The following is a 21,745-nucleotide window of genomic DNA, read 5'->3' on the forward strand; positions in this document are numbered from 1 at the left end:
GGATGCTGCTGTGGGCGCTGGCCGCGGTGCCGGCCGCGCTGTTGGTTTACACGCTGCTGCTCTGGCCCTTCACGCCCGCGATCAGCGACATCCGCAAGGCCAAGACCGAGCAGCCGGCCCAGCTCGTGTCGGCCGATGGCCGCCTGCTGGCCGAGTACCGCTGGGTGAACCGGGAATGGGTGGCGCTGGAGGACATCGCACCGTCGGTGGTGGATGCGCTGATCGCCACCGAGGACCACCGCTTCTACGACCATTTCGGGCTGGACTGGCGGCGCACCGGGTCGGCCCTGATCCGCACCCTGGGAGGCAACAAGCAGGGCGGATCGACCATCACGCAGCAGCTGGCTCGCAATCTCTACCCCGAGGACGTGGGCCGCGCCCCCACGCTGACGCGCAAGCTCAAGGAAGCGATCACGGCGCTGAAGATCGAGGCGCTGTATTCCAAGGACGAGATCCTGGAAACCTATCTCAACACCGTGCCTTTCCTCTACAACGCCTACGGCATCGAGATGGCGGCGCGCACCTATTTCGACAAGTCGGCCGACAAGCTCACGGTGCTGGAGAGCGCGACGCTCATCGGCATGCTCAAGGGCACGAGCTACTACAACCCGGTGCTGAATCCGGAGCGCGCCCAGGCGCGGCGCAACGTGGTGCTGGCGCAGATGGAAAAGCGCGGCAAGCTGTCGTCCAGGGATTTCGATACCCTGTCGAAGCGGCCCCTGCGCATCCGGTTCGAGCGCCAGCTGGAGGCCGCGGGCCCTGCACCCCATCTGGCCCAGCAACTGCGCAAGCAGCTCATCGACTGGGCCGACCGCAATGGATACAGCCTGTACGCCGACGGCCTGGTGATCCGCACGACCATCGATTTCCGGTTGCAGACCCTGGCCAACCAGGCGGTGGCCCGGCAGGGCCGTCAGCTGCAATCCGTCGCCGACGGGGCGTGGGGACCGCGGGTCTGGAATGCCAGGAGTCCCCTGGTGCAGACCTTCGTGCGGGAGTCGGCCCAGTACGCCGCTGCCGTGGCCAAGGGCATGTCCGAAGACGACGCCCTCAAGTCGCTGCTGGCGGACGCGGACTTCATGCGCAAGCTGCGCCAGGACAAGACCCGCGTGCAGGCGGGCTTCCTGGCGATGGATCCCCGCACCGGCCAGGTCCGCGCATGGGTGGGCAGCCGCGATTTCGCGCAGGATCCATTCGACCACGTGCAGGCGGCGCGGCGGCAGCCGGGCTCGACCTTCAAGCCCTTCGTCTATGGAGCCGCCTTCGCCAAGGGGGCCCTGCCCACCGATACGCTGATCGACCAGGCCGTGGAGATCCCGCTGGGCGGCGGCCGGATGTGGCGTCCCACGGACGAAGGCGCCGCGCCGAGCGGCGAGCCGATGACGCTGAGCGACGGGCTGGCCTATTCCAAGAACACGATCACCGCGCAACTGATGCAGCGGGTCGGACCGGAACGCGTGGCCGACCTGGCGCGCGCCATGGGCGTGCGGGAGTCCCCGCTGGATGCCGTGCCGTCCCTGGCGCTGGGCACGAGCCCTGTCACGCTCAAGGAGATGGTGGCGGCGTACGGGACCATCGCCGAGGCGGGCCGCTACATCGCGCCCACGGTCATCACGCGCATCGAGGACAAGAACGGCAAGGTGCTGGAGGATTTCAGCCCGGCGGTCCCGGAGCGCGTGCTGGGGCTGGGCCCCGCGCAGATGCTGCGCAATGCGCTGCGCGCCGTGGTGGACAAGGGCACGGGCGCCGCCATCCGGTCGCGCTACGGCATCACGGCGGACGTGGCGGGCAAGACCGGCACGACGCAGGACGCCGCGGATGGATGGTTCCTGCTCATGCATCCGCAACTGGTGGCGGGCGCCTGGGCCGGCTTCAACGACGGCCGCGTGACGCTGCGCAGCGACTACTGGGGTCAGGGCGCGCACAGCGCGCTGCCGATGGTCGGCGACGTCTTCCAGCAGGCCTTGCGCTCGCGCGTGATCGACCCCGGAGAGAAATTCATCGACCAGGAGGAAAGCAGCTGGGTCGGCCAGGCGGTGGATGGCGTGCGGCAGTGGGCGCTCTCCGTCTATGACCTGTTCGGGCGGCGCACCGATGCGCAGGCCGGAGGCGCGGGGGCGGAGCCGCCGGCGAGAGCGCCCGTGCCGTCTGCCAGTGCACCTGCCAGCGCACCCGCGGATACACGGCCCGAGATCACCGAGGCGCCGTTGACGCCGCTGCAGGATGCAACACCCAGCGCGCCGTATGTTCCCCCGGCCGAGGTGGACCTGCCTGCGGAGAATGCGGGCTCTGCGCCGCCCCCGGCCACCCCGGGCGGCAGCGGAACGCTGCCGCCGGTGACCACCGACCCGCCCGGGTCCACGGTGCCGGGCACTGTGCCCGGGGCCTCGCCCGGGCCATCCGGTGGCGTTGGTGGTGCGGGTGGCTCGAATGGTCCGGACGGGACCGGTGCTGCGCCCAGCGTCGAGGTTGCGCCCGTCCAGCGCGGCACCGTCGTGCCGGGGAGCGCGCAGCAGCCGTTCTTCGTCGAATCGCGCCCTTGAGCGCTGTAAAGGGCGCTGCGGTTCCGCGGAGCGGATCCGCGCCGTCGGGACCGGCCGGGCACGTTCCCTGCAATACCCGGCGCGGTATGCTGGCGCGGCCGTGGCCGGGCGGAGTCCCTGCGGATCTCCGGAGCGCGGCATTTGTCCGGGACCGCCATCCCTTTTGCAACGAACCCTCGAAGGCCCCTCGCATGCAGCGCACGTCCGCCGCCACCCTCATCGCCACCGCCGCCCTGGCGGCCGCCGGCTTCCTGCAGGCCGCCCATGCCGGGCCCCGGCTCGACCGGATCATGGACACCAAGGTGCTGCGCGTCGGCACGCCCGGCGACTACCGGCCCTTCGCCATCAAGGCCGATGGCGGCTATGCCGGCCACGACATCGATGTGGTCGAGGCCATGGCGAAGGAACTGGGCGTGAAGATCGAATACGTGCCCACGAGCTGGCCCAACCTGATGAAGGACATCCAGGCCGACAGGTTCGACGTGGCCGTGGGCGGCATCACGCGCAATGTCACGCGCATCCGCCAGATCGAAATGCTGCCGGGCTACGCGCCGTTCGGCAAGGTGGCGCTGGTGCGGGCCTCCGACAAGGACAGGTTCCGGGCCCTGGCCGATCTGAACCGGCCGGGCGTGCGCGTCATCAAGAACCCGGGCGGCACCAACGAAACCTTCGTGCTGGAGAACCTCAAGGCGGCCGATGTCAGCACGCACGACAAGAACGCCGAGATCCCCGCGCTCATCGCCGAGGGCAAGGGCGACGTGATGATCACCGAGACGTACGAGGCCCTGCACTACGCCAAGGCCGACCCGCGCCTCCATGCGGCTTTCGTCGCCGCGCCGCTCACGCCGCAGAACACCCTGGGATTCATGCTGCCCAAGGACGACGCGGACTATTCGCGCGTGATGGAGTTCGTCTGGGGCCTGATGGAAGCCCGCGGCCAGCTCAAGCAGGCGGCCGACAAGTGGCTCAAGTGAACGTGCGGGCGGGTCTGCCGGCCTGAGCCGTTCAGCCTGCCATCCACTGCGCCGTGCGTACGGCCAGTGCGGCGGCATCGGGCCGGGCGGCCGGGTCTTCGTGCAGGCAGACTGCCGCCAGCGCCGGAGCGCCGCCGTCGGGCAATGGTCCATCGGCATGGGCGCACAGTTCGGCCAGCAGCACGCCGAAAGCCCGCACGTCCATGCGGCGCAGCGCATCGCCCAGCGCTCCGGGCGGCGCGAACGCGGCGGCGCCGAAGTCTCCCAGCAGGCCGGCCGCCTGGCCGGCAGGTGCATGCGGACGCCACAGCAGGTTGTGCGCATACAGGTCGCCGTGCACCAGCCCCCGGCCATGCAGATGTGCCAGCGCGGACGCCACATCCGCCGCGATGCGCAATGCCACGAAGGCAGGCAGCCGCAGGCCGGCCGGATAGACATCGCGGGTGCAGCTCTCGAAGCTGGGCGGGCCGGCCAGCGTGCGGTAGTTCGTGGAGATGCGTTCCATCACCAGGCCCTGCGCGCCGTCCGGGTGGCCATCGAGCCGCCCCAGCACCGGGATCAGCCGCGGATGCCGTCCGGCGGCCAGGCTGGCTGCCATCTCGGTCAGTGGCCAGCCATCGCTCGTGACCTCGCCCTTGAAAAGCTTGACGGCCACCTCACGCCTGCCGGCGGCGCTCTCCAGCCGGCCCGCCATGATGCGACCGGAGGCGCCTTCCCCCAGCAGTTCGCCCAGCTGCAGGCAGCTCCAGTCCACATGGCCGGCGGCCTGGCTGCAGCGTGCGAGCTCCTCGGAGGCTTCGTTGAACGCGTTGCCGCCGATGGCCAGCCAGGCGAGCCGCGGCAGGCCGGCCAGCCAGCCGGGGAGGGCGTCGAGCCGGTTGGCGGCAACGCGCAGCAGTTCCAGCGACGCGCACTGCCGCAGCGTATCGGGCAAGGTGCGCAGCAGGTTGCCGGCCAGCATCAGCTTCTGCAGCCGGGGCCGCTGCCCCAGGGCGTCGGGCAACTCCGTGATGGCGTTGTCCGTCAGGATCAGCCAGCGCAGCCGCGCGGGCAGCGACCGGGCCGGCACGTGGGCGATGCGGTTGGCCTTGAAGCCCACCATCTCCAGTTGCGGGCAGTCGCCCAGGGCAGCGGGCAGCTCGGCGAAGCGGTTGGACGAGGCGAAGAACACCTTCAGCCGGTGCAGCCGATGCAGGTCATCGGGCAGCGCCGAGAGGCGGTTGCCGGAGAGGTCCAGCACCTCCAGCGTATCGGCCAGGTCGAAGATCTCGCGTGGAAAATGCTCCAGGCCGGCGGCGATGCGCAGCACGCGCGCACCCGCGAGGTCGCCAGCGCGCAGGCGCTGCAGGTCATCGGTCATGGTGTCCGGGATACCGGGCCGCAAGGCCCGGGTGGGTCAATCGATATCGACGCAGTGCATGCCGAAAGCGCCCGAGCGGCGGTCGGCGAAGTATTTCTCGAGCGTCACCTTGACCGTGCGGAACGCGATCTCGTCCCACGGGATCTCGTCTTCCGCGAAAAGCCGGGCCTCGATGGTCTCGTACCCGGGGTCGAACTGGTCGCTCTCCAGGCGGGCGAGGTAGAACAGGTGCACCTGCCCCACGCGCGGCACGTTGAGCACCGAGAAGAGCGGGCCCATGGTGATCTGCGCGCCGGCCTCCTCGTCGGTTTCGCGGGCCGCGCCCTCGGCGGTCGTCTCGTTCAGCTCCATGAAGCCTGCCGGCAGCGTCCACTTGCCCCAGCGGGGCTCGATGTTGCGCTTGCACAGCAGCACCTTGTTCCCCATCGCGGGCACCGTGCCGACCACGTTGAGCGGGTTTTCATAGTGGATGGTGTGGCAAGCGGGGCAGACGGCGCGCAGCTTGGTGTCGCCGTCGTCGGGCACGCGGTACTCCACGGCGGCCCCGCATTCACGGCAGTGCTTGATCGGCCTGCGGGTGGTCATGTTCAGGCGATTTCCACGCGCAGGGAGCCCAGTCCGTCGACGCCGCCTTCCAGCACGTCGCCGCGCGCCACCGCGCCCACGCCTTCGGGCGTGCCGGTGAAGATGAGGTCGCCGGGCTGCAGTTCCCAGGCGGCGGACAGGTGCTCGATCGTTTCGGCGATGTTCCAGATCAGCTGCGCGACCGTGCTGCGCTGTCGGTCGGCACCGTTCACCTGCAGCCAGATGGGGGCCCTGGCCACGTCGCCCGCCTGCGCGGCCGGCGTGATCGGGCCGATCGGCGCGCTGTGCTCGAAACCCTTGCCGATGCACCAGGGGCGACCCTGCTTCTTCATGTCGTTCTGCAGGTCCCGGCGGGTCATGTCGAGGCCGACGGCATAGCCGAAGATGTGCTGCGGGGCATCGGCCGCGCGGATGTCGCGTCCGCCGCGGCCGATGGCCACCACCAGTTCGATCTCGTGGTGCAGGTTGGCCGTCAGGGTGGGGTAGGGCATGCGGCCCGTCTCGCCCGCTTCCACCGCGACGATGGCGTCCGCCGGCTTGAGGAAGAAGAAGGGCGGCTCCCGGCCGGTGAAGCCCATTTCCTTGGCGTGCTCCTCGTAGTTGCGGCCGACGCAGTAGATGCGGTGCACCGGAAAGCGGTCTGCGGTGCCCGCCACGGGCACGCTGGGAATGGGCGCAGGAGGAATCACGTAGTTCATGGATGTCAGGCCTTGTCTCGGTGGGGTGCGGTGGCCCGTGCGCGCCGTGCAGGCGCCGGCAGGCCCCGGCCAGAGTGTGCCATGCACGGACGTTATGCTTGGCGGACCATGAAGCTGTTCAACTATTTCCGCTCTTCCGCGTCCTACCGGGTGCGCATCGCCCTGGCGCTGAAGGGGCTGCCCTACGAGTACGTGCCGGTGCACCTGGTGCGCGCGGAGCACCGCGCGCCCGGCTACGCGGACCGCGTCGGGGATGCGCTCGTGCCGGCGCTGGAGCTGGACGACGGGAGCACGCTCGTGCAGTCGATGGCGATCATCGAATACCTGGACGAAACGCATCCGCAGCCGCCGCTGCTGCCCGGCGACGCGCTCGGCCGGGCCCACGTGCGGGCACTGGCCCAGATGGTGGCCTGCGAGATCCACCCGGTCAACAACCTGCGGGTGCTCAAGTACCTCACCCAGACGCTGGGGCACGACGAAGCGGAGAAGACCGCCTGGTACCGCCACTGGGCGCGCGGTGGCCTGGAGGCGTTCGAGCGGCAGCTCGGCCTGCTGGCCCGTGCCCGGGAGGCAGCGGGGCTGCCGCCGTCGCGGCTGTGCTGGGGCGATGCCCCGACGCTCGCCGACTGCTGCCTGGTGCCGCAAATCTTCAACGCGCAGCGCTTCGAGGTCGATCTGGCCGGGCTGCCGCGCACCATGGCGGCCTGGGAGGCCGCGTCCGCGCTGCCGGCATTCCAGGCGGCCCATCCCTCCGCATGCCCCGATGCCGGGGGCTGACGCCTTGCCGCCCGAGGTTGCTTCCCTGCCGGAAGGCTGGCTGCGGCCCGACTGGCCCGCGCCCGCCCACGTGCACGCGGTGTGCACGGCACGGCCGGGCGGCGTGAGCCGGGGCGCCTGGTCCGCGTTGAACCTGGGCGACCACGTCGGCGACGATCCGGATGCCGTCCGGGCCAACCGGCAGCACCTGCGCGCCCGCCTGGCGGACCTCGGTGGTGGGGCCGCGGTGGCTCCGACCTTCCTGCGGCAGGTGCACGGAACGGCCGTGGCGGACCTGGACCGCGGCGAGCCGGACGGCACGGAGGCCGACGCCTGCATCGCCCGCCTGCCGGGCCGGGCCTGCACCATCATGGTCGCGGACTGCCTGCCCGTGCTGCTGACCGACCGCCGGGGTTCCGCCGTGGCGGCAGCGCACGCCGGCTGGCGCGGCCTGGCCGGTGGCGTGCTGGAGCAGGCGCTCGCGCGCCTGGATGCGGAAGGCGGCGTGCTGGCGTGGCTGGGCCCGTGCATCGGTCCGACCGCCTTCGAGGTGGGCGAGGAGGTCCGGGAGGCGTTCTGCGCACAGGATGCCGGGGCGGGCACGCATTTTTCCCCGCAGAGCGGGGGCAAGTACCTGGCCGACCTGCCCGGACTGGCACGGCGGCGGCTCGGCGCGTTGGGCGTGGCGGGCGTGTGGGGCAACGACGGGGGCGACGGCTGGTGCACCGTGCGCCAGGCCTCACGGTTCTTTTCGCACCGCGCCTCCATGCAGCGGTCCGGCAGTACCGGCGGGCGGTTCGCCGCCTGCATCTGGCTCGGATCGCGCGGCGGCTGAGGCCGCGCCCGCCGGCGGCGCTTCCCGGCCCGCACGGTGCGCGGCCTCTTCCCCCTCGCGCTGCTCCCTCTCCCGCAGGGCGCGCTTGCGGGCCGGGGTGCCGAGGATGTAGGCGACGATCGAGATGGGCACCAGCCCGTAGAGCACGAAGGTCACCGCCGCGCCCAGCAGGCTGCCCTGCGGGCTGGCGGCCTCGGCGGCGGCCATCATCACGGTGACGTACAACCAGCCGATGATTACCAGATACATGGGCCGTCTTTCCGAAAACTGAGCTATATCGTGAAAAAGCGAAAGCGGCATTGCTTCCGGGCGTGGCGCTCGGCAACAATGCCAGGGCCGTGGTGCGATTTCCCCCGAGGCGCCGCCGCGATGGCATGATGGATGCTGCGAGGAGACACGTTCATGGATTTTGACGCAGGCTGGGCCGGCAGCGCCCGGCAGATCCAGCAGAAACTGAGCGAAAGCTGGATGCAGGCGCTGGAGGCCTTCCGGCAGGCCGGTGGTTCCGCCGCCCCGGATGCCGGTGCCGCGCAGGCCCGTCCGGCCATCACCTTTTCTCCGGACAAGCTCGCCAGCCTGCAGCAGCAGTACGTGAAGGAGGCATCGGAGCTCTGGAGCCAGGCGCTCCAGCCGACCACCATGAAGGACCGCCGGTTCAGCGCCCCCGCATGGGCCGAAAGCCCCATGGCGGCCTTCGCCGCCGCGTCCTACCTGCTCAATGCCCGCACCCTGATGGGGCTGGCCGACGCGGTGGAGACCGACCCCAAGACGCGTGCGCGCATCCGCTTCGGCGTGGAGCAGTGGATGGCTGCCATGGCGCCCAGCAATTTCCTCGTCTTCAACCCCGAGGCGCAGAAGAAGGCCATCGATTCCCAGGGCGAGAGCCTGGCCAAGGGCATCGCCAACCTGCTGCACGACATGCGGCAGGGCCACGTGTCCATGACCGACGAAAGCGTCTTCGAGGTGGGCCGCAACGTGGCCACCTCCGAGGGCGCCGTGGTGTACGAGAACGCGCTCTTCCAGCTCATCGAGTACAAGCCGCTCACGCCCAAGGTGCACCAGCGCCCGCTGCTGGTGGTGCCGCCCTGCATCAACAAGTTCTACATCCTCGACCTGCAGCCCGAGAATTCGCTCATCCGGCATGCGGTGTCCGAAGGGCATCGCACTTTCGTGGTGAGCTGGCGCAACCCGGACCAGTCCCTGGCGAACGCCACCTGGGACGACTACATCGAGGACGCGGTGCTCCGTGCCATCGACACCGTCCGCGAAATCTCTGGCAGCGACCAGATCAACGCGCTCGGCTTCTGCGTGGGCGGCACCATGCTGGCCACCGGCCTGGCCTTGTTGGCAGCCCGGGGCGAGGAGCCCGTGGCCAGCGCCACCTTCCTCACCACGTTCATCGATTTCGCCGAAACCGGCATCCTCGATGTCTTCATCGACGAGAGCTTCGTGCATTTCCGCGAACTGCAGATGGGGCAGGGCGGCCTGATGAAGGGGCAGGACCTCGCCTCCACGTTCAGCTTCCTGCGGCCCAACGACCTCGTCTGGACTTACGTGGTGGGCAACTACCTGAAGGGCGAGACGCCGCCTCCGTTCGACCTGCTCTACTGGAACAGCGATTCGACCAACCTGCCCGGGCCGTTCTACGCCTGGTACCTGCGCAACCTCTACCTCGAGAACAACCTCTGCAAGCCCGGCCGCCTGACCGTGTGCGGCGAGCCGATCGACCTGAACCTCGTGGACCTGCCCGCGTACATCTACGGCTCGCGCGAGGACCACATCGTCCCGGTCGATGCCGCGTACGCGTCCACCCAGGTGCTGCCCGGCGACAAGCGCTTCGTGATGGGGGCCTCCGGCCACATCGCGGGCGTCATCAATCCCCCCGCCAAGAAGAAGCGCAGCCACTGGATCCGCGAGGACGGCGTTCTGCCCGCCACGCTGCCCGAATGGCTGGACGGTGCGACGGAACTCCCCGGCAGCTGGTGGACCGACTGGGCCGCCTGGCTGCGCGGCCATGCCGGCCCGCTCGTGGCCGCGCCCAAGCGCTACGGCAAGGGCGCGCGGTTCCAGGCCATCGAGCCGGCACCGGGACGCTATGTGCGCGAGCGGGCCTGAGGCGCCGCGCCACCCCTTTTCCCATCATTACCTTTGAGGATCGACATGGAAGACATCGTCATCGTTTCGGCCGTCCGCACGGCCGTGGGCAAGTTCGGCGGCGCGCTCGCCAGGACCCCGGCCACCGAGCTGGGCGCCATCGTGATCAAGGAGGCGCTGGCCCGTGCCAACGTGCCGCTGGACCAGGTGGGTGAAGTGATCATGGGGCAGGTGCTGACCGCGGGCGTGGGCCAGAATCCCGCGCGCCAGGCCATGATGAAGGCCGGCGTGGCCAGGGAAACGCCGGCGCTGACCATCAACGCCGTCTGCGGTTCCGGCCTGAAGGCCGTGATGCTTGCGGCCCAGGCAGTGGCCACGGGCGACAGCGAGATCGTGGTCGCGGGCGGCCAGGAGAACATGAGCCTCGCGCCCCACGTGCTCAACGGCTCGCGCGAGGGCCAGCGCATGGGCGACTGGAAGATGACCGACTCGATGATCGTGGACGGCCTGTGGGACGTGTACAACCAGTACCACATGGGCATCACCGCCGAGAACGTCGCCAGGCAGGAGGGCATCTCCCGCGAGCAGCAGGACGCGCTCGCCCTGGGCAGCCAGCAGAAGGCCGCCGCGGCGCAGGATGCGGGCCGCTTCAAGGACGAGATCGTCGGCGTGAGCCTGCCCCAGAAGAAGGGCGATCCCATCGTCTTCGAGGCCGACGAGTACCTCAACCGCAAGACCAATGCCGAGGCACTGGCAGGGCTGCGCCCGGCCTTCGACAAGGCCGGCACCGTGACGGCCGGCAATGCGTCCGGCCTCAACGACGGCGCGGCCGCCGTGGTGGTGATGAGCGCGAAGAAGGCCGCGGCCCTGGGACTGAAGCCGCTGGCGCGCATCGCCGCCTACGCCACGAGCGGCCTCGATCCGGCCACCATGGGCCTGGGGCCCGTGCCCGCGACGCGCAAGGTGCTGCAGCGTGCCGGCTGGACAGCGGCCGACGTGGATCTTTTCGAGCTGAACGAAGCCTTCGCCGCGCAGGCCTGCGCCGTCAACCAGCAACTGGGCATCGATCCTGCCAAGGTGAACGTGAACGGCGGCGCGATCGCCATCGGCCACCCCATCGGCGCCTCGGGCTGCCGCGTGCTGGTGACCCTGCTGCACGAACTGCAGCGCCGTGGCGCCCGCAAGGGCGTGGCTGCGCTCTGCATCGGCGGGGGCATGGGCGTCTCGCTCGCGGTGGAGCGGGTCTGAGTTGTCCGGACGGCCCGCCGTACTGCAGCCGCACGTGGTGCGGCTTTTTTGCAGGCTTCGGCGGCGGGCGCCATCCGGCGGCCACGCCCGTCCAGGAGCCTCGCGCACCCGGCAGCGGCTGGGTGTTTTCCTCAACGATGGGGCGCGGAATCTTGGGTAGAGTGGTTGCGTGAATCGTTGACTAGGAGATAAATCGCATGAATCAGAAAGTAGCGTATGTCACTGGGGGCATGGGTGGCATCGGAACGGCCATCTGCCAGCGGCTGCACAAGGATGGCTTCAAGGTCATCGCGGGCTGCGGCCCGACCCGGGACCACGCCAAGTGGCTGGCCGAGCAGAAGGCCCTGGGCTTCACGTTCCACGCGTCGGTCGGCAACGTCGGCGACTGGGATTCCACGGTGGCGGCCTTCACCAAGGCCAAGGCCGAGCACGGCAGCATCGACGTGCTGGTGAACAACGCCGGCATCACGCGCGACCGCATGTTCGTGAAGATGTCCCGCGAGGACTGGGACGCGGTGATCGAGACCAACCTCAACAGCATGTTCAACGTGACCAAGCAGGTCGTGGGCGACATGGTGGAAAAGGGCTGGGGCCGCATCATCAACATCAGCAGCGTGAACGGCGAGAAGGGCCAGGCCGGCCAGACCAACTACTCGGCCGCGAAGGCCGGCATGCACGGCTTCTCCATGGCGCTGGCGCAGGAACTCGCCACCAAGGGCGTGACGGTGAACACCGTCAGCCCGGGGTACATCGGCACCGACATGGTCAAGGCCATCCGGCCCGACGTGCTGGAGAAGATCGTCGCCACCGTGCCGGTCAAGCGTCTGGGCGAACCCAGCGAGATCGCCTCGATCATCGCGTGGCTGGCGTCGGAAGAAGGGGGCTACGCCACCGGGGCCGATTTCTCGGTCAACGGCGGCCTGCACATGGGCTGACGCCCTGGAAAATCCCCGGACGAAAAAGAACCCCGCCTCGGCGGGGTTTTTTGAGTGGGGATGAGTAAGAAAGGAATGGAACGAAGGTCAGGGTACGCGCCCGCCGGGCTCGGCAGAACCCGCTGGGGATTCTGCCTGTGTCCGACTGCTGTCTGGTGCCCGCCTTTTTCAGAAACGGCCGGGAGCGCGCTTGCGGTCGCGTTCGTCTTCAGGCCATGCGGACAGGATTGCAGAGGTGTTCATCGTTAGCTCCTTGATGCATCCACAACGCGGCGTCTTCCTGGAGCGTTGACAGTAGAACGAAAAAAAATGCAACCGGCCGAAGGCTTTTCTTCTGCTCCTGAAAAAAGAGCAAGAGGGTCTTGGGCTGTAACGGTGTTTGCAGGAAATTGCAGCGACCCGTTACAGCATTTTACTTGTCTGCTCCTTGTTCCAGGGCCTCGATGGATTCGGAAAGTTCCAACCAACGTTCCTCCAGTTGCCCGGTTTCGTCCCCGCAGGCCTTGAGGCGGCGGCCGCAGTCGGCGATCTCGGCGGGGGGCAGGGGCTGGCTCAGGCGCTGCTCCAGGTCGGACTTTTCCGAGGCCAGGACGGCCAGGCGCTGGTTGATCTGGTCGAGCTCGCGCCGCAAGGGGCGGGTTTTCTCTGCCAGCTGCTGCCGGGCCTGGGCCCCGAGCTTGCGTTGTTCCCGGGCATCCTTCGGTGCCGCGGCGGGAGCGGCTGCAGGTGCGGACACGGGCTGGGCCACGGGTGCGGGAGGCTGGGCGGCTGAGTCTTCCCGGGGCGCCGCCGGGGCGGACGCCAGCGCGCGGGCCTCGTCGCGCAGCCGCTTGGATTCGTCGAGCAGGTAGCGCTGGTAGTCGTCCAGGTCGCCGTCGAAGGGGCCTACGGCCCCGCGTCCCACCAGCCAGAATTCGTCGCAGACCGCGCGCAGGAGCGCCCGGTCGTGGCTGACCAGCATCACCGTGCCCTCGAACTCGTTGAGCGCCATCGACAGCGCTTCGCGCGTGGCGAGGTCCAGGTGGTTGGTCGGCTCGTCGAGCAGCAGCAGGTTGGGGCGCTGCCAGACAATCATCGCCAGCACGAGCCGGGCCTTCTCGCCGCCGCTCATCGTGCCCACGGACTGCTTGACCATGTCGCCCGAGAAGTTGAAGGTGCCGAGGTAGTTGCGCAGGTCCTGCTCGCGGCTGGGCTCGCGCGACTGGGCGCCCAGCTCCTTCGCGAGGCGGATCATGTGTTCCAGCGGGTTGTCGGCGGGCCGCAGCACGTCGAGTTCCTGCTGGGCGAAGTAGCCGATGGACAGGCCCTTGCCTTCGGTCACGCTGCCGGCCAGCGGCCGCATGGTGCGCGCGATGGTCTTGACCAGCGTGGATTTGCCCTGGCCGTTCGCGCCGAGGATGCCGATGCGCTGGCCTGCCAGGACCGAGCGGTTCACGTGGCGCAGGATGGTCTTGGGGGCGCCGCCGTCCTCGTCCAGGTAGCCGAAGGAGGCATCGGTGATCGCCAGCATCGGGTTGGGCAGGTTGGCGGGTTCCTTGAAGCTGAAGGTGAACTCCGCGCCCATGAGCACCGGGGCGATCTTCTCCATCCGCTCCAGCGCCTTGACCCGGCTCTGGGCCTGCTTGGCCTTGCTGGCCTTGGCCTTGAAGCGGTCGATGAATTTCTGCAGGTGGGCGATCTTGTCCTGCTGCTTGGCATAGCTGGCGGCCTGCAGTTCCATCTGCTGGGCGCGCAGTTCCTCGAAGCGACTGTAGTTGCCGCCGTAGCGCGTCAGGCGGGCGTTGTCGATGTGCAGCGTGACGGTGGTGATGGCGTCCAGGAACTCGCGGTCGTGGCTGATGACGATCAGGGTGCCGGCATAGCGCTGCAGCCAGGCTTCCAGCCAGACCAGGGCGTCGAGGTCCAGGTGGTTGGTGGGCTCGTCCAGCAGCAGCAGGTCGCTCGGGCACATGAGCGCCCGCGCGAGCTGCAGGCGCATGCGCCAGCCACCGGAGAAGCTGTTCACCGGCCTGCCCAGCTCTTCCACCTTGAAGCCCAGGCCGAGGATGAGCGCCTGGGCGCGCGGCACGGCGTCGTGCTCGCCGGCATCGCCGAGGTCCGCGTAGGCCTGGGCGATCGCCATGCCGTCGCCGGATTCTTCCGCAGCCTGCAGTTCGCCGCGCAGCGCGCTCAGGCGCGTGTCGCCGTTCAGCACGAAGTCGGTGGCGGACTCCTCCGTCTCGGGCATGTGCTGCGCCACCTGGGCCATGCGCCAGGTGGGGGGCATCGAGAAGTCGCCGCCGTCCTCGTGGAGCGAGCCGTTGAGCAGCGCGAAAAGGGTGGACTTGCCGGCACCGTTGCGTCCCACGAGGCCGACTTTCTCGCCGGGGTTGAGGGTGACGCTGGCGCTGTCCAGCAACACCTTGGCGCCACGGCGCAAGGTGACATTGTTCAGAAGGATCATGATCGAATCACGTCGGGCCGCCCGGGGGGCCCGCGACAAAGCAACCGCGCATGGTAGCGGATGCGGCGGAATGCGCCCGCGCGGCCTGCGGCGTGCAGTCCGGCGACGCAGGGTATGGGTCAGGCGGCGGAGGGCGGCGGGGCCAGCACCAGCGCTTCGCGCGTGAGCAGCAGTACCTGGTCCTCGCCCGCGCTGGTTTCCAGCCAGAAGGCCGGCAGGTGCGGGAAGGCGGCCTCGAAATGCGCGCGCTCGTTGCCGATCTCGAGGATGAGCACGCCGTCCTCGCGCAGCGCGGCCGGCGCATCCGCCAGCAGCCGGCGGACGAAGTCCATGCCGTCTGCGCCGCCCGCCAGTGCCAGTTCCGGTTCGGCGCGGTACTCCTGCGGAAGCGCGGCCATGCTGGCCGCGTTCACGTAGGGCGGGTTGCAGAGGATCAGGTCCCACGGGCCGGGAACGGCCGAGAGACCGTCCGAGAGGGCCAGCGCCACGCGGCCTTCGAGGCCGTGGCGCTCGACGTTGATGCGGGCGACATCCAGGGCGTCCGGAGACAGGTCCGCGCCGGTCACGCGCACGTCGGGGTAGGCCATGGCCGCCAGCACGGCGAGGCTGCCGTTGCCGGTGCACAGGTCGAGCACGTCGCGCGTGTGCTCCCCGAGGAAGCCGTCGATGCTGCCGTCCGCGAGCAGTTCCGCGATGAAGCTGCGCGGGACGATGGCGCGCTCATCGACATAGAACGGCACGCCCTGCAGCCAGGCCTCCCGCGTCAGGTAGGCCGCGGGCTTGCGGGTGGCGATGCGCTGTTCGATCAGCTCCGCGACCTGCGCCTGCCGGTCGGGCGCCACGCTGGCGGCATCTTCCAGCGGCGTGTCCAGCGGCAGGCCCAGGCGCCACAGCACCAGCCAGGCGGCCTCGTCGTGCGCATTCGCGGTGCCGTGTCCGAAGGCCACGCCGGCTGCATCCAGGCGCGCGGCCGCGCTCGCGACCAGTTCCGGCACGGTATCGCCGCGAACGGGGCCCGCGGGCGGGACGGGGTGGGGCGTCGTGCTCATGCTGCGGCGGCCTGTGCGTTCAGCCGCTCCAGCGTGCGGCGGTAGATGTTCTTGAGCGGTTCCACGTCGGCGATCACCACGTGCTCGTCGATCTTGTGGATGGTGGCGTTGGGCGGGCCCAGTTCGATGACCTGCGGGCAGACGCGGGCGATGAAGCGCCCGTCGCTGGTGCCGCCCGTGGTGGACAGTTCGGTGGTGATGCCGGTTTCGTCCGTGATCGCCTGCTGCACCGCGGCCACCAGCTCGCCGGGCGTCGTGAGGAAGGGCTGGCCCCCGAGCGTCCAGGTGAGGTCGTATTCGAGGCCGTGCCGGTCCAGCAGGTTGTGCACGCGGGTTTTCAGCCCTTCTGCCGTGGATTCGGTGCAGAAGCGGAAATTGAAGTCCACCACCACGGTGCCGGGAATGACATTGGTCGCACCCGTGCCGCCGTGGATGTTGCTGATCTGCCAGCTGGTGGGCGGAAAGAAGTCGTTGCCGCGGTCCCACTCCGTGGCGGCCAGTTCCGCGAGGGCCGGCAGCGCCTGGTGGATGGGGTTGCGGGCGAGCTGGGGGTAGGCGATGTGGCCCTGGATGCCGCGCACGGTGAGCTTGCCCGACAGGGTGCCGCGGCGGCCGTTCTTGATCATGTCGCCGGTCTTGCGCACGGAGGTGGGCTCGCCCACGATGCACCAGTCCAGCGTCTCGCCGCGGGCGGCGAGCTGCTCCACCACCACCTTGGTGCCGTCCACCGAGGGACCTTCCTCGTCGCTGGTCAGCAGGAAGGCCAGCGCGATGGCGGGTTCGGGCGTGGCGGCCAGGAACTCCTCCACCGCCACGACGAAGGCGGCGATGGAGGTCTTCATGTCGCTGGCGCCGCGGCCGTAGAGCCGCCCGTCCCGGTGGGAGGGCGTGAACGGCGGGCTGCTCCACTGCTCCGGCGGCCCGGTGGGCACTACGTCCGTATGGCCCGCGAACACCAGGGTCCGCGCGGGGGCGCCGCCGCCCGCCGCGGCGCGGCGTGCCCAGAGGTTGCTGACGCGGAAGCTGTCCGGCCCGCTGTCCATGCGCTCGCAAGTGAAGCCCAGCGGGGCCAGGCGCCCGGCCAGCAGTTCGAGGCAGCCGGCATCTTCGGGCGTGACGGACGGACGGGAGATGAGCTGTTCGGCCAGGATCAGGGTACGGGACATCGTGGACGCGGAGCGCGCTGGAACGCTCCTGGGGGAAGGTGGAAAAATGGCGCCGGCCGAGGCCCGGTGCACGGGCCCGGGCCGGCGCGCGGGATCACTGGGGCTTGACGTCCAGGACGATCTCGGTGAACGAGGGCTGGTCTTCGTCGTCCTGTGCGCCCGCGTCCTTGCGGTCGCGGGCGGCCTTGGCGGCGATCGAGAAGTCGTTCTGCAGGCGCCACATCAGGTTGGTGGGCGAATCCGCGTAGGCCAGGCCTTCCTTGCGGTCGATGCGGCCTTCGACGACCAGGCGTGCCAGGTCGTGCTCGAAGGTCTGCGAGCCCTCGGCCATGGATTTTTCCATGGCCTCGCGCACGCCGGAGAAGTTGCCCTGCTCGATCATCTCGCCCACGAGCTTGGTGTTGAGCAGCACTTCCACCGCGGGCAGGCGCTCGCCGGTGGGGGAACGCACGAGGCGCTGCGAGACGATGGCCTTCAGGGCGGAGGCCAGGTCGCCCAGCATGGTGGGGCGCACTTCCACCGGGTAGAAGCTGAGGATCCGGTTCAGCGCGTGGTAGCTGTTGTTGCCGTGCAGGGTGGCGAGGCACAGGTGGCCCGACTGCGCGTACGCGATGGCGGCGGACATGGTCTCGCGGTCGCGGATCTCGCCGATCAGGATCACGTCGGGCGCCTGCCGCAGCGCGTTCTTCAGCGCCGTCTGCAGGGACTGGGTGTCGGAGCCGATCTCGCGCTGGTTGACGATCGATTTCTTGTTCTTGAACTGGTACTCGACCGGGTCTTCCACCGTGAGGATGTGTCCCGTGAGCTGCGCGTTGCGGCTGTCGATCATCGAGGCCAGCGTGGTGCTCTTGCCCGAGCCCGTCGCCCCCACGACCAGCAGCAGGCCGCGTTTTTCGAGAATCAGCTCCCCGAGGATGGGCGGCAGGTTGAGGCTGGGCAGCTCCGGGATGTGCTGCGCGATGAACCGCACCACCACCGCGTAGCTGCCGCGCTGGCGCATGGCACTCACGCGGAAGCGGCCCACGCCCGTGAGCGGCACGCCCATGTTGAGCTCGCCCGTCTCCTCCAGCTCCTCGATGCGGTCCGGCGGCACGATCTCGGCCAGCAGATTCTTCGGCGCATCGAACGGCAGCAACTGGCTGTTGACGGGCACGCACTCGCCGTTGATCTTGATGAGGACCGGGGCGTTGGCCGAGAGATAGACGTCCGAGGCCCGCTTCTCGGCCATCAGCCGGAGAATCCGCTCCATCGTGCTCATGGGGTGTCCCTTGCGAAGGTGGTGGAAGGGCGGGTAGCCGCGGCCCGGCGGGTGCCGGAGGCCGCGGCGCCGGCTGTCAGTCGCGCAGCAGGTCGTTCAGGCTGGTGGTGGAGCGGGTCTTGGCGTCCACCTTCTTGACGATGATGGCGGCGTACATGCTGTACTTGCCGTCGCCCTTGGGCAGGCTGCCGCTCACCACCACCGAGCCCGCCGGCACGCGGCCGTAGCTCACGGTATCGGTGGCGCGGTCGTAGATGGGGGTGCTCTGGCCGATGTACACGCCCATGGAGATGACGGAGTTCTCTTCGACGATCACGCCTTCGACGATTTCCGAGCGCGCGCCGATGAAGCAGTTGTCCTCGATGATGGTCGGGTTGGCCTGCAGGGGTTCCAGCACGCCGCCCAGGCCCACGCCGCCGGACAGGTGCACGTGCTTGCCCACCTGCGCGCAGGAGCCGACGGTGGCCCAGGTATCGACCATGGTGCCTTCGTCCACGTACGCGCCGATGTTCACGTAGCTGGGCATGAGGATCGCGCCCTTGGCGATGAAGCTGCCGCGGCGCGCCACGGCCGGCGGCACCACGCGCACGCCGGTGGCGGCCATCTCGGCGGCCGAACGGCCCGCGAACTTGGTCGGAACCTTGTCGTAGAAGCCGAGGCTGCCGGCCTCGATCAGCTCGTTGTCCTTCAGGCGGAACGACAGCAGCACGGCCTTCTTGATCCACTGGTGCACGGTCCACTGGCCGACGCCCTCGCGGGTGGCCACGCGCAGCTTGCCGGCATCGAGTTCGGCGATCACGTGCTCGACGGCGTCCTGCACCTCGCGCGGGGCGGCGGAGGGCGAGAGGCTCGCGCGGTTCTCCCAGGCGGTGTCGATGATGTTCTGCAGTTGTTGGGTCATGGTCCGTTCGGGAATCAGGGATGGGATTGGATGAATTGCACGATGCGGCGCGCGGCTTCGAGGCATTCCTCGACCTCGGCCACGAGCGCCATGCGCACGCGGCCGGCGCCGGGATTGCGGCCGCCGGATTCGCGCGCGAGGTAGCTGCCCGGCAGCACGGTCACATTGTATTGAGCGAGGAGGGCGCGGGCGAATGCCGCGTCGTCCATCCCCAGGCGCTCGGGCACGCGGGCCCACAGGTAGAAGCCGGCATCGGGCAGGGCGACGTCCATCACCTGCGCCAGCAGCGGCGTGACCTGCTCGAACTTGCTCCGGTAGAGGGCGCGGTTCTCTTCCACGTGCGCCTCGTCGCTCCAGGCGGCGATGCTGGCGCCCTGCACGGCCGGCCCCATGGCGCTGCCGTGGTAGGTGCGGTAGAGCAGGAAAGCCTTCATCAGGGCCGCGTCGCCCGCCACGAAGCCGCTGCGCAGGCCGGGCACGTTGCTGCGCTTGGACAGGCTGGTGAAGGCGACGAGGTTGCGGAAATCCGTGCGGCCCAGGCGCGCCGCGGCTTCCAGGCCGCCGAGCGGCGGGCCGCCCTGGAAGTAGATCTCGCTGTAGCACTCGTCCGAGGCGATCACGAAGCCGTGGCGGTCGCTGAGCGCGAAGAGCTTTTCCCACTCGGCCATCGGCATCACGGCACCCGTGGGGTTGCCCGGCGAGCAGACGAAGAGCAGTTGCGTGCGCTTCCAGACGTCTTCGGGCACGGCATCCCAGTCCACTGCGAAATTGCGTGCCGGGTCGCTGGGGGCGTAGTACGGTTGCGCGCCCGACAGCAGGGCGGCGCCTTCGTAGATTTGGTAGAAGGGATTGGGGCAGACCACGGTGGCGCCTTCGCGCGTGGGGTCGATCACCGTCTGGGCGAACGCGAACAGGGCCTCGCGGGAGCCGTTCACGGGCAGGACCTGGGTCGCGGCGTCCACCGCGATGCCGTAGCGCCGGTGCAGCCATTGCGCGCAGGCTTCGCGCAGGCGGGGATCGCCCGCGGTGGCGGGGTAGCTGGCGAGGCCGCCCAGGTGGTCCGTCAGGGCCTGCTGGATGAAGGCCGGCGTGGGGTGGCGGGGTTCGCCCATGCCGAGGCTGATCGCCGGGAGGCCGGCGGGGGGCTGCACCCCCGCGAAGAGCTGCCGCAGCCGCTCGAACGGATAGGGCTGCAAATGGGTGAGCAGGGGATTCATGGGTCGCCATTATCGGGGCTGCGCGGGAGGCCGCCGGGTCCGGCTCGGCGTATTCCCTCCTTGTCAATCCTCCGTAAGTGCCCGCCAATACCATCCGGGGACATCACGATCCATAACGAGAAAGAGGAGACAAGAGCATGGCTGCCTTCCTGCCGCTGCGCCCGGGCGTCCGGCTTCTGCGCGGACTGCGGATTCCCGCCAAGCTGGCGCTGTGCACGGGCGTGGCGCTGGCGGCGCTGGGCCTCACTGTGTGGGCCTGCGCCGGCGGGGGCGTGGTCACGGGCGCCGGGGTGGCCTTCGCGTGCGGCCTGGTCCTGGTCTATCTCGGCCTGGCGCTGGCGGCAGGGCTGTCGGAGGACCTGGGCCGCGTGGCCGAGGCCATGGAGGCAGCCGCGCGCGGCGACCTGTCCCGCGCCGTGCCGTCCGGCGGGCGGGACGAACCGGCGGTGCTGGCGCAGTCGCTGGCCCGCATGGTGGTGACGCTGTCCTCCATGGTGGCCGACATCCGCAGCAATGCGGCGCTGGTCGCGCATGCCGGCCACAGTCTGGCCGTGGACAACCGGGCCCTGGCCGAGCGCACGGAGCAGCAGGCCGCGAGCCTGGAGCAGACCGCCGCCAGCGTGGAGCAACTGGTGGCCGCCGTGCAGCAGAACGCACAGACGGCGCAGGCGGCGGACCGGCGGGCGTCGGAGCTGCGCGCGGCGGCCGACGAGGGCACGCAGGCCATGGGCCGCGCGGTGGATTCGGTGCAGGCGATCCAGCAGGGCGCGCGGCGCATGGCGGAGATCACCGGCGTGATCGATTCCATCGCGTTCCAGACCAACATCCTGGCGCTCAATGCGGCCGTGGAAGCCGCCCGCGCGGGCGAGCAGGGACGCGGCTTCGCGGTCGTGGCGGCGGAGGTGCGCACGCTGGCCCAGCGCTCGGGCCAGGCGGCGCGCGAGATCCGCGACCTGATCGGCGATTCCGTGCGGCAGGTGGAGGCGAGCGCCGCGCTCATGCGCGCCGCGGGCGACGGCATCGGCGGCATGGCCGAGGGCATCCGCGGCGTGGCCGCCCACGTGAGCGAAATTTCGGGCTCGGGCGCCCAGCAGAGTGCCGGCCTGGCGGAGATCAGCGCGGCCGTGCAGCAGATCGACGGGGTCACCCAGCACAACGCGCGCATGGTCGGACATGCCGTGGCGCAGGCCGAGGCGCTCGGCAGCCGCGCCGCCACGCTGGCGAAGGCGGTGCAGGCCTTCCGGCTGCAGCAGGGCACGGCCGACGAGGCGCAGGCCCTGGTGGCGCGTGCCGCGGCGCAGCGCGCGGCCGCCGGCTCGCGGGAGGCCTTCCTGCGGCAGCTGACCGATCCGGCCCAGCCCTTCCATGACCGGGACATGTACGTTTTCGTGCTGGACCGGGCCGGCACCTACCTGGCTTTCGGCGGCAATCCCGCCAAGGTGGGCACCCGGGTGCAGGACATCCCCGGCATCGATGGCGCGCGGCTCGTGGAGGACATCGTGGCGCAGGCCGAGCGCGCGCCCGGCTGGGTGGAGTACGACATCACCAACCCGGCCACGGGCAAGGTGCAGACCAAGATGTCCTATGTGCAGGCACTGGAGGGCGCGTACCTGGGCTGCGGCGTGTACAAGTCGCTCGCGGCCCGGGCATGAACCGCGGCGCGGGTACCGGCGGGTGCCCGCG

At 69.8% G+C, this 21,745-nt stretch carries 18 protein-coding genes; 8 read left to right on the plus strand and 10 right to left on the minus strand.

Annotated elements, in window-relative coordinates; all coding sequences use genetic code 11:
• Nucleotides 1-2 precede the first annotated feature (2 nt).
• Both BLR99_RS13895 and BLR99_RS13900 read left to right on the plus strand, forming a co-directional pair.
• Complete coding sequence (locus BLR99_RS13895) at nucleotides 3-2,543, plus strand: transglycosylase domain-containing protein (protein ID WP_011795573.1); 2,541 nt, start codon at nucleotides 3-5, stop codon at nucleotides 2,541-2,543.
• 191 nt (nucleotides 2,544-2,734) lie between these two features.
• A complete protein-coding gene (locus tag BLR99_RS13900) occupies nucleotides 2,735-3,517 on the plus strand; it encodes a transporter substrate-binding domain-containing protein (protein WP_011795574.1) in 783 nt (260 codons plus the stop codon).
• A 31-nt stretch (nucleotides 3,518-3,548) separates the two neighbouring features.
• On the opposite strand, the gene BLR99_RS13905 is transcribed toward BLR99_RS13900, so the two are convergent.
• From BLR99_RS13905 to BLR99_RS13915, 3 genes are read right to left on the minus strand one after another with little or no spacing between them, the layout of a single operon-like run.
• Nucleotides 3,549-4,877 (minus strand): leucine-rich repeat-containing protein kinase family protein, encoded by a 1,329-nt coding sequence (locus BLR99_RS13905; protein ID WP_041827404.1) that lies wholly within the window; start codon nucleotides 4,875-4,877, stop codon nucleotides 3,549-3,551.
• A gap of 36 nt (nucleotides 4,878-4,913) precedes the next feature.
• Entirely contained in the window at nucleotides 4,914-5,462 is a 549-nt protein-coding gene (locus BLR99_RS13910; RefSeq protein ID WP_011795576.1) for an NUDIX hydrolase, read from the minus strand.
• 2 nt (nucleotides 5,463-5,464) lie between these two features.
• Nucleotides 5,465-6,160: a fumarylacetoacetate hydrolase family protein gene (locus tag BLR99_RS13915; protein WP_011795577.1), complete on the minus strand. Its 696-nt coding sequence runs from the start codon at nucleotides 6,158-6,160 to the stop codon at nucleotides 5,465-5,467.
• 108 nt (nucleotides 6,161-6,268) lie between these two features.
• Here BLR99_RS13915 and maiA point away from each other — a divergent pair, with 108 nt between their 5' ends.
• Together maiA and pgeF are read left to right on the plus strand one after the other, a co-directional pair.
• Nucleotides 6,269-6,937, plus strand: a complete 669-nt coding sequence (maiA, locus tag BLR99_RS13920; RefSeq protein WP_011795578.1) for a maleylacetoacetate isomerase — start codon at nucleotides 6,269-6,271, stop codon at nucleotides 6,935-6,937.
• Entirely contained in the window at nucleotides 6,924-7,751 is an 828-nt protein-coding gene (gene pgeF / locus BLR99_RS13925; protein ID WP_046059566.1) for a peptidoglycan editing factor PgeF, read from the plus strand. The genes maiA and pgeF overlap by 14 nt, the downstream gene beginning before the upstream one ends.
• On the opposite strand, the gene BLR99_RS13930 is transcribed toward pgeF, so the two are convergent.
• Entirely contained in the window at nucleotides 7,656-8,000 is a 345-nt protein-coding gene (locus BLR99_RS13930; RefSeq protein WP_011795580.1) for a hypothetical protein, read from the minus strand. The two genes, pgeF and BLR99_RS13930, sit on opposite strands and share 96 nt — an antisense overlap.
• A gap of 153 nt (nucleotides 8,001-8,153) precedes the next feature.
• On the opposite strand from BLR99_RS13930, the gene BLR99_RS13935 reads away from it, so the two are divergent.
• The 3 genes from BLR99_RS13935 to phbB all read left to right on the plus strand — a co-directional run bounded on the left by BLR99_RS13935 (nucleotide 8,154) and on the right by phbB (nucleotide 12,028).
• Nucleotides 8,154-9,866, plus strand: coding sequence for a PHA/PHB synthase family protein (locus BLR99_RS13935; protein WP_046059616.1), 1,713 nt, complete (start codon nucleotides 8,154-8,156; stop codon nucleotides 9,864-9,866).
• Between the two features lie 45 nt (nucleotides 9,867-9,911).
• On the plus strand, nucleotides 9,912-11,093 hold the full coding sequence (locus BLR99_RS13940; protein WP_017439202.1) for an acetyl-CoA C-acetyltransferase: 1,182 nt from the start codon (nucleotides 9,912-9,914) through the stop codon (nucleotides 11,091-11,093).
• A 197-nt stretch (nucleotides 11,094-11,290) separates the two neighbouring features.
• Nucleotides 11,291-12,028 (plus strand): acetoacetyl-CoA reductase, encoded by a 738-nt coding sequence (phbB, locus tag BLR99_RS13945; RefSeq protein WP_011795583.1) that lies wholly within the window; start codon nucleotides 11,291-11,293, stop codon nucleotides 12,026-12,028.
• 412 nt (nucleotides 12,029-12,440) lie between these two features.
• Here the strand turns inward: phbB and BLR99_RS13950 are convergent, their stop codons facing one another.
• From BLR99_RS13950 to dapC, 6 genes are all read right to left on the minus strand, one after another.
• Nucleotides 12,441-14,471: an ABC-F family ATP-binding cassette domain-containing protein gene (locus tag BLR99_RS13950; RefSeq protein ID WP_011795584.1), complete on the minus strand. Its 2,031-nt coding sequence runs from the start codon at nucleotides 14,469-14,471 to the stop codon at nucleotides 12,441-12,443.
• 119 nt (nucleotides 14,472-14,590) lie between these two features.
• A complete protein-coding gene (gene prmB, locus BLR99_RS13955) occupies nucleotides 14,591-15,520 on the minus strand; it encodes a 50S ribosomal protein L3 N(5)-glutamine methyltransferase (protein WP_011795585.1) in 930 nt (309 codons plus the stop codon).
• Nucleotides 15,517-16,686 (minus strand): succinyl-diaminopimelate desuccinylase, encoded by a 1,170-nt coding sequence (dapE, locus tag BLR99_RS13960; RefSeq protein WP_011795586.1) that lies wholly within the window; start codon nucleotides 16,684-16,686, stop codon nucleotides 15,517-15,519. The genes prmB and dapE overlap by 4 nt, the downstream gene beginning before the upstream one ends.
• Nucleotides 16,687-16,780: 94 nt before the next feature.
• Nucleotides 16,781-17,944: a PilT/PilU family type 4a pilus ATPase gene (locus tag BLR99_RS13965; RefSeq protein WP_011795587.1), complete on the minus strand. Its 1,164-nt coding sequence runs from the start codon at nucleotides 17,942-17,944 to the stop codon at nucleotides 16,781-16,783.
• Between the two features lie 76 nt (nucleotides 17,945-18,020).
• Complete coding sequence (gene dapD, locus BLR99_RS13970) at nucleotides 18,021-18,845, minus strand: 2,3,4,5-tetrahydropyridine-2,6-dicarboxylate N-succinyltransferase (RefSeq protein WP_011795588.1); 825 nt, start codon at nucleotides 18,843-18,845, stop codon at nucleotides 18,021-18,023.
• A 14-nt stretch (nucleotides 18,846-18,859) separates the two neighbouring features.
• Nucleotides 18,860-20,062: a succinyldiaminopimelate transaminase gene (gene dapC, locus BLR99_RS13975; RefSeq protein ID WP_011795589.1), complete on the minus strand. Its 1,203-nt coding sequence runs from the start codon at nucleotides 20,060-20,062 to the stop codon at nucleotides 18,860-18,862.
• 137 nt (nucleotides 20,063-20,199) lie between these two features.
• Here dapC and BLR99_RS13980 point away from each other — a divergent pair, with 137 nt between their 5' ends.
• Nucleotides 20,200-21,714 (plus strand): methyl-accepting chemotaxis protein, encoded by a 1,515-nt coding sequence (locus BLR99_RS13980; protein WP_074687289.1) that lies wholly within the window; start codon nucleotides 20,200-20,202, stop codon nucleotides 21,712-21,714.
• The last annotated feature ends 31 nt before the right edge of the window (nucleotides 21,715-21,745 follow it).

This window comes from Paracidovorax citrulli (assembly GCF_900100305.1).
Lineage (GTDB): Bacteria > Pseudomonadota > Gammaproteobacteria > Burkholderiales > Burkholderiaceae_C > Paracidovorax > Paracidovorax citrulli.

Coding starts and splice junctions, on each gene's coding strand:
- prmB (WP_011795585.1), bottom strand. CDS start 15,520: ATGAGCACGACGCCCCACCCCGTCCCGCCCGCGGGCCCCGTTCGCGGC.
- dapC (WP_011795589.1), bottom strand. CDS start 20,062: ATGAATCCCCTGCTCACCCATTTGCAGCCCTATCCGTTCGAGCGGCTG.
- dapD (WP_011795588.1), bottom strand. CDS start 18,845: ATGACCCAACAACTGCAGAACATCATCGACACCGCCTGGGAGAACCGC.
- BLR99_RS13950 (WP_011795584.1), bottom strand. CDS start 14,471: ATGATCCTTCTGAACAATGTCACCTTGCGCCGTGGCGCCAAGGTGTTG.
- BLR99_RS13915 (WP_011795577.1), bottom strand. CDS start 6,160: ATGAACTACGTGATTCCTCCTGCGCCCATTCCCAGCGTGCCCGTGGCG.
- maiA (WP_011795578.1), top strand. CDS start 6,269: ATGAAGCTGTTCAACTATTTCCGCTCTTCCGCGTCCTACCGGGTGCGC.
- BLR99_RS13905 (WP_041827404.1), bottom strand. CDS start 4,877: ATGACCGATGACCTGCAGCGCCTGCGCGCTGGCGACCTCGCGGGTGCG.
- BLR99_RS13940 (WP_017439202.1), top strand. CDS start 9,912: ATGGAAGACATCGTCATCGTTTCGGCCGTCCGCACGGCCGTGGGCAAG.
- BLR99_RS13935 (WP_046059616.1), top strand. CDS start 8,154: ATGGATTTTGACGCAGGCTGGGCCGGCAGCGCCCGGCAGATCCAGCAG.
- BLR99_RS13895 (WP_011795573.1), top strand. CDS start 3: ATGCTGCTGTGGGCGCTGGCCGCGGTGCCGGCCGCGCTGTTGGTTTAC.
- BLR99_RS13965 (WP_011795587.1), bottom strand. CDS start 17,944: ATGAGCACGATGGAGCGGATTCTCCGGCTGATGGCCGAGAAGCGGGCC.
- phbB (WP_011795583.1), top strand. CDS start 11,291: ATGAATCAGAAAGTAGCGTATGTCACTGGGGGCATGGGTGGCATCGGA.
- BLR99_RS13930 (WP_011795580.1), bottom strand. CDS start 8,000: ATGTATCTGGTAATCATCGGCTGGTTGTACGTCACCGTGATGATGGCC.
- BLR99_RS13910 (WP_011795576.1), bottom strand. CDS start 5,462: ATGACCACCCGCAGGCCGATCAAGCACTGCCGTGAATGCGGGGCCGCC.
- BLR99_RS13980 (WP_074687289.1), top strand. CDS start 20,200: ATGGCTGCCTTCCTGCCGCTGCGCCCGGGCGTCCGGCTTCTGCGCGGA.
- pgeF (WP_046059566.1), top strand. CDS start 6,924: ATGCCGGGGGCTGACGCCTTGCCGCCCGAGGTTGCTTCCCTGCCGGAA.
- dapE (WP_011795586.1), bottom strand. CDS start 16,686: ATGTCCCGTACCCTGATCCTGGCCGAACAGCTCATCTCCCGTCCGTCC.
- BLR99_RS13900 (WP_011795574.1), top strand. CDS start 2,735: ATGCAGCGCACGTCCGCCGCCACCCTCATCGCCACCGCCGCCCTGGCG.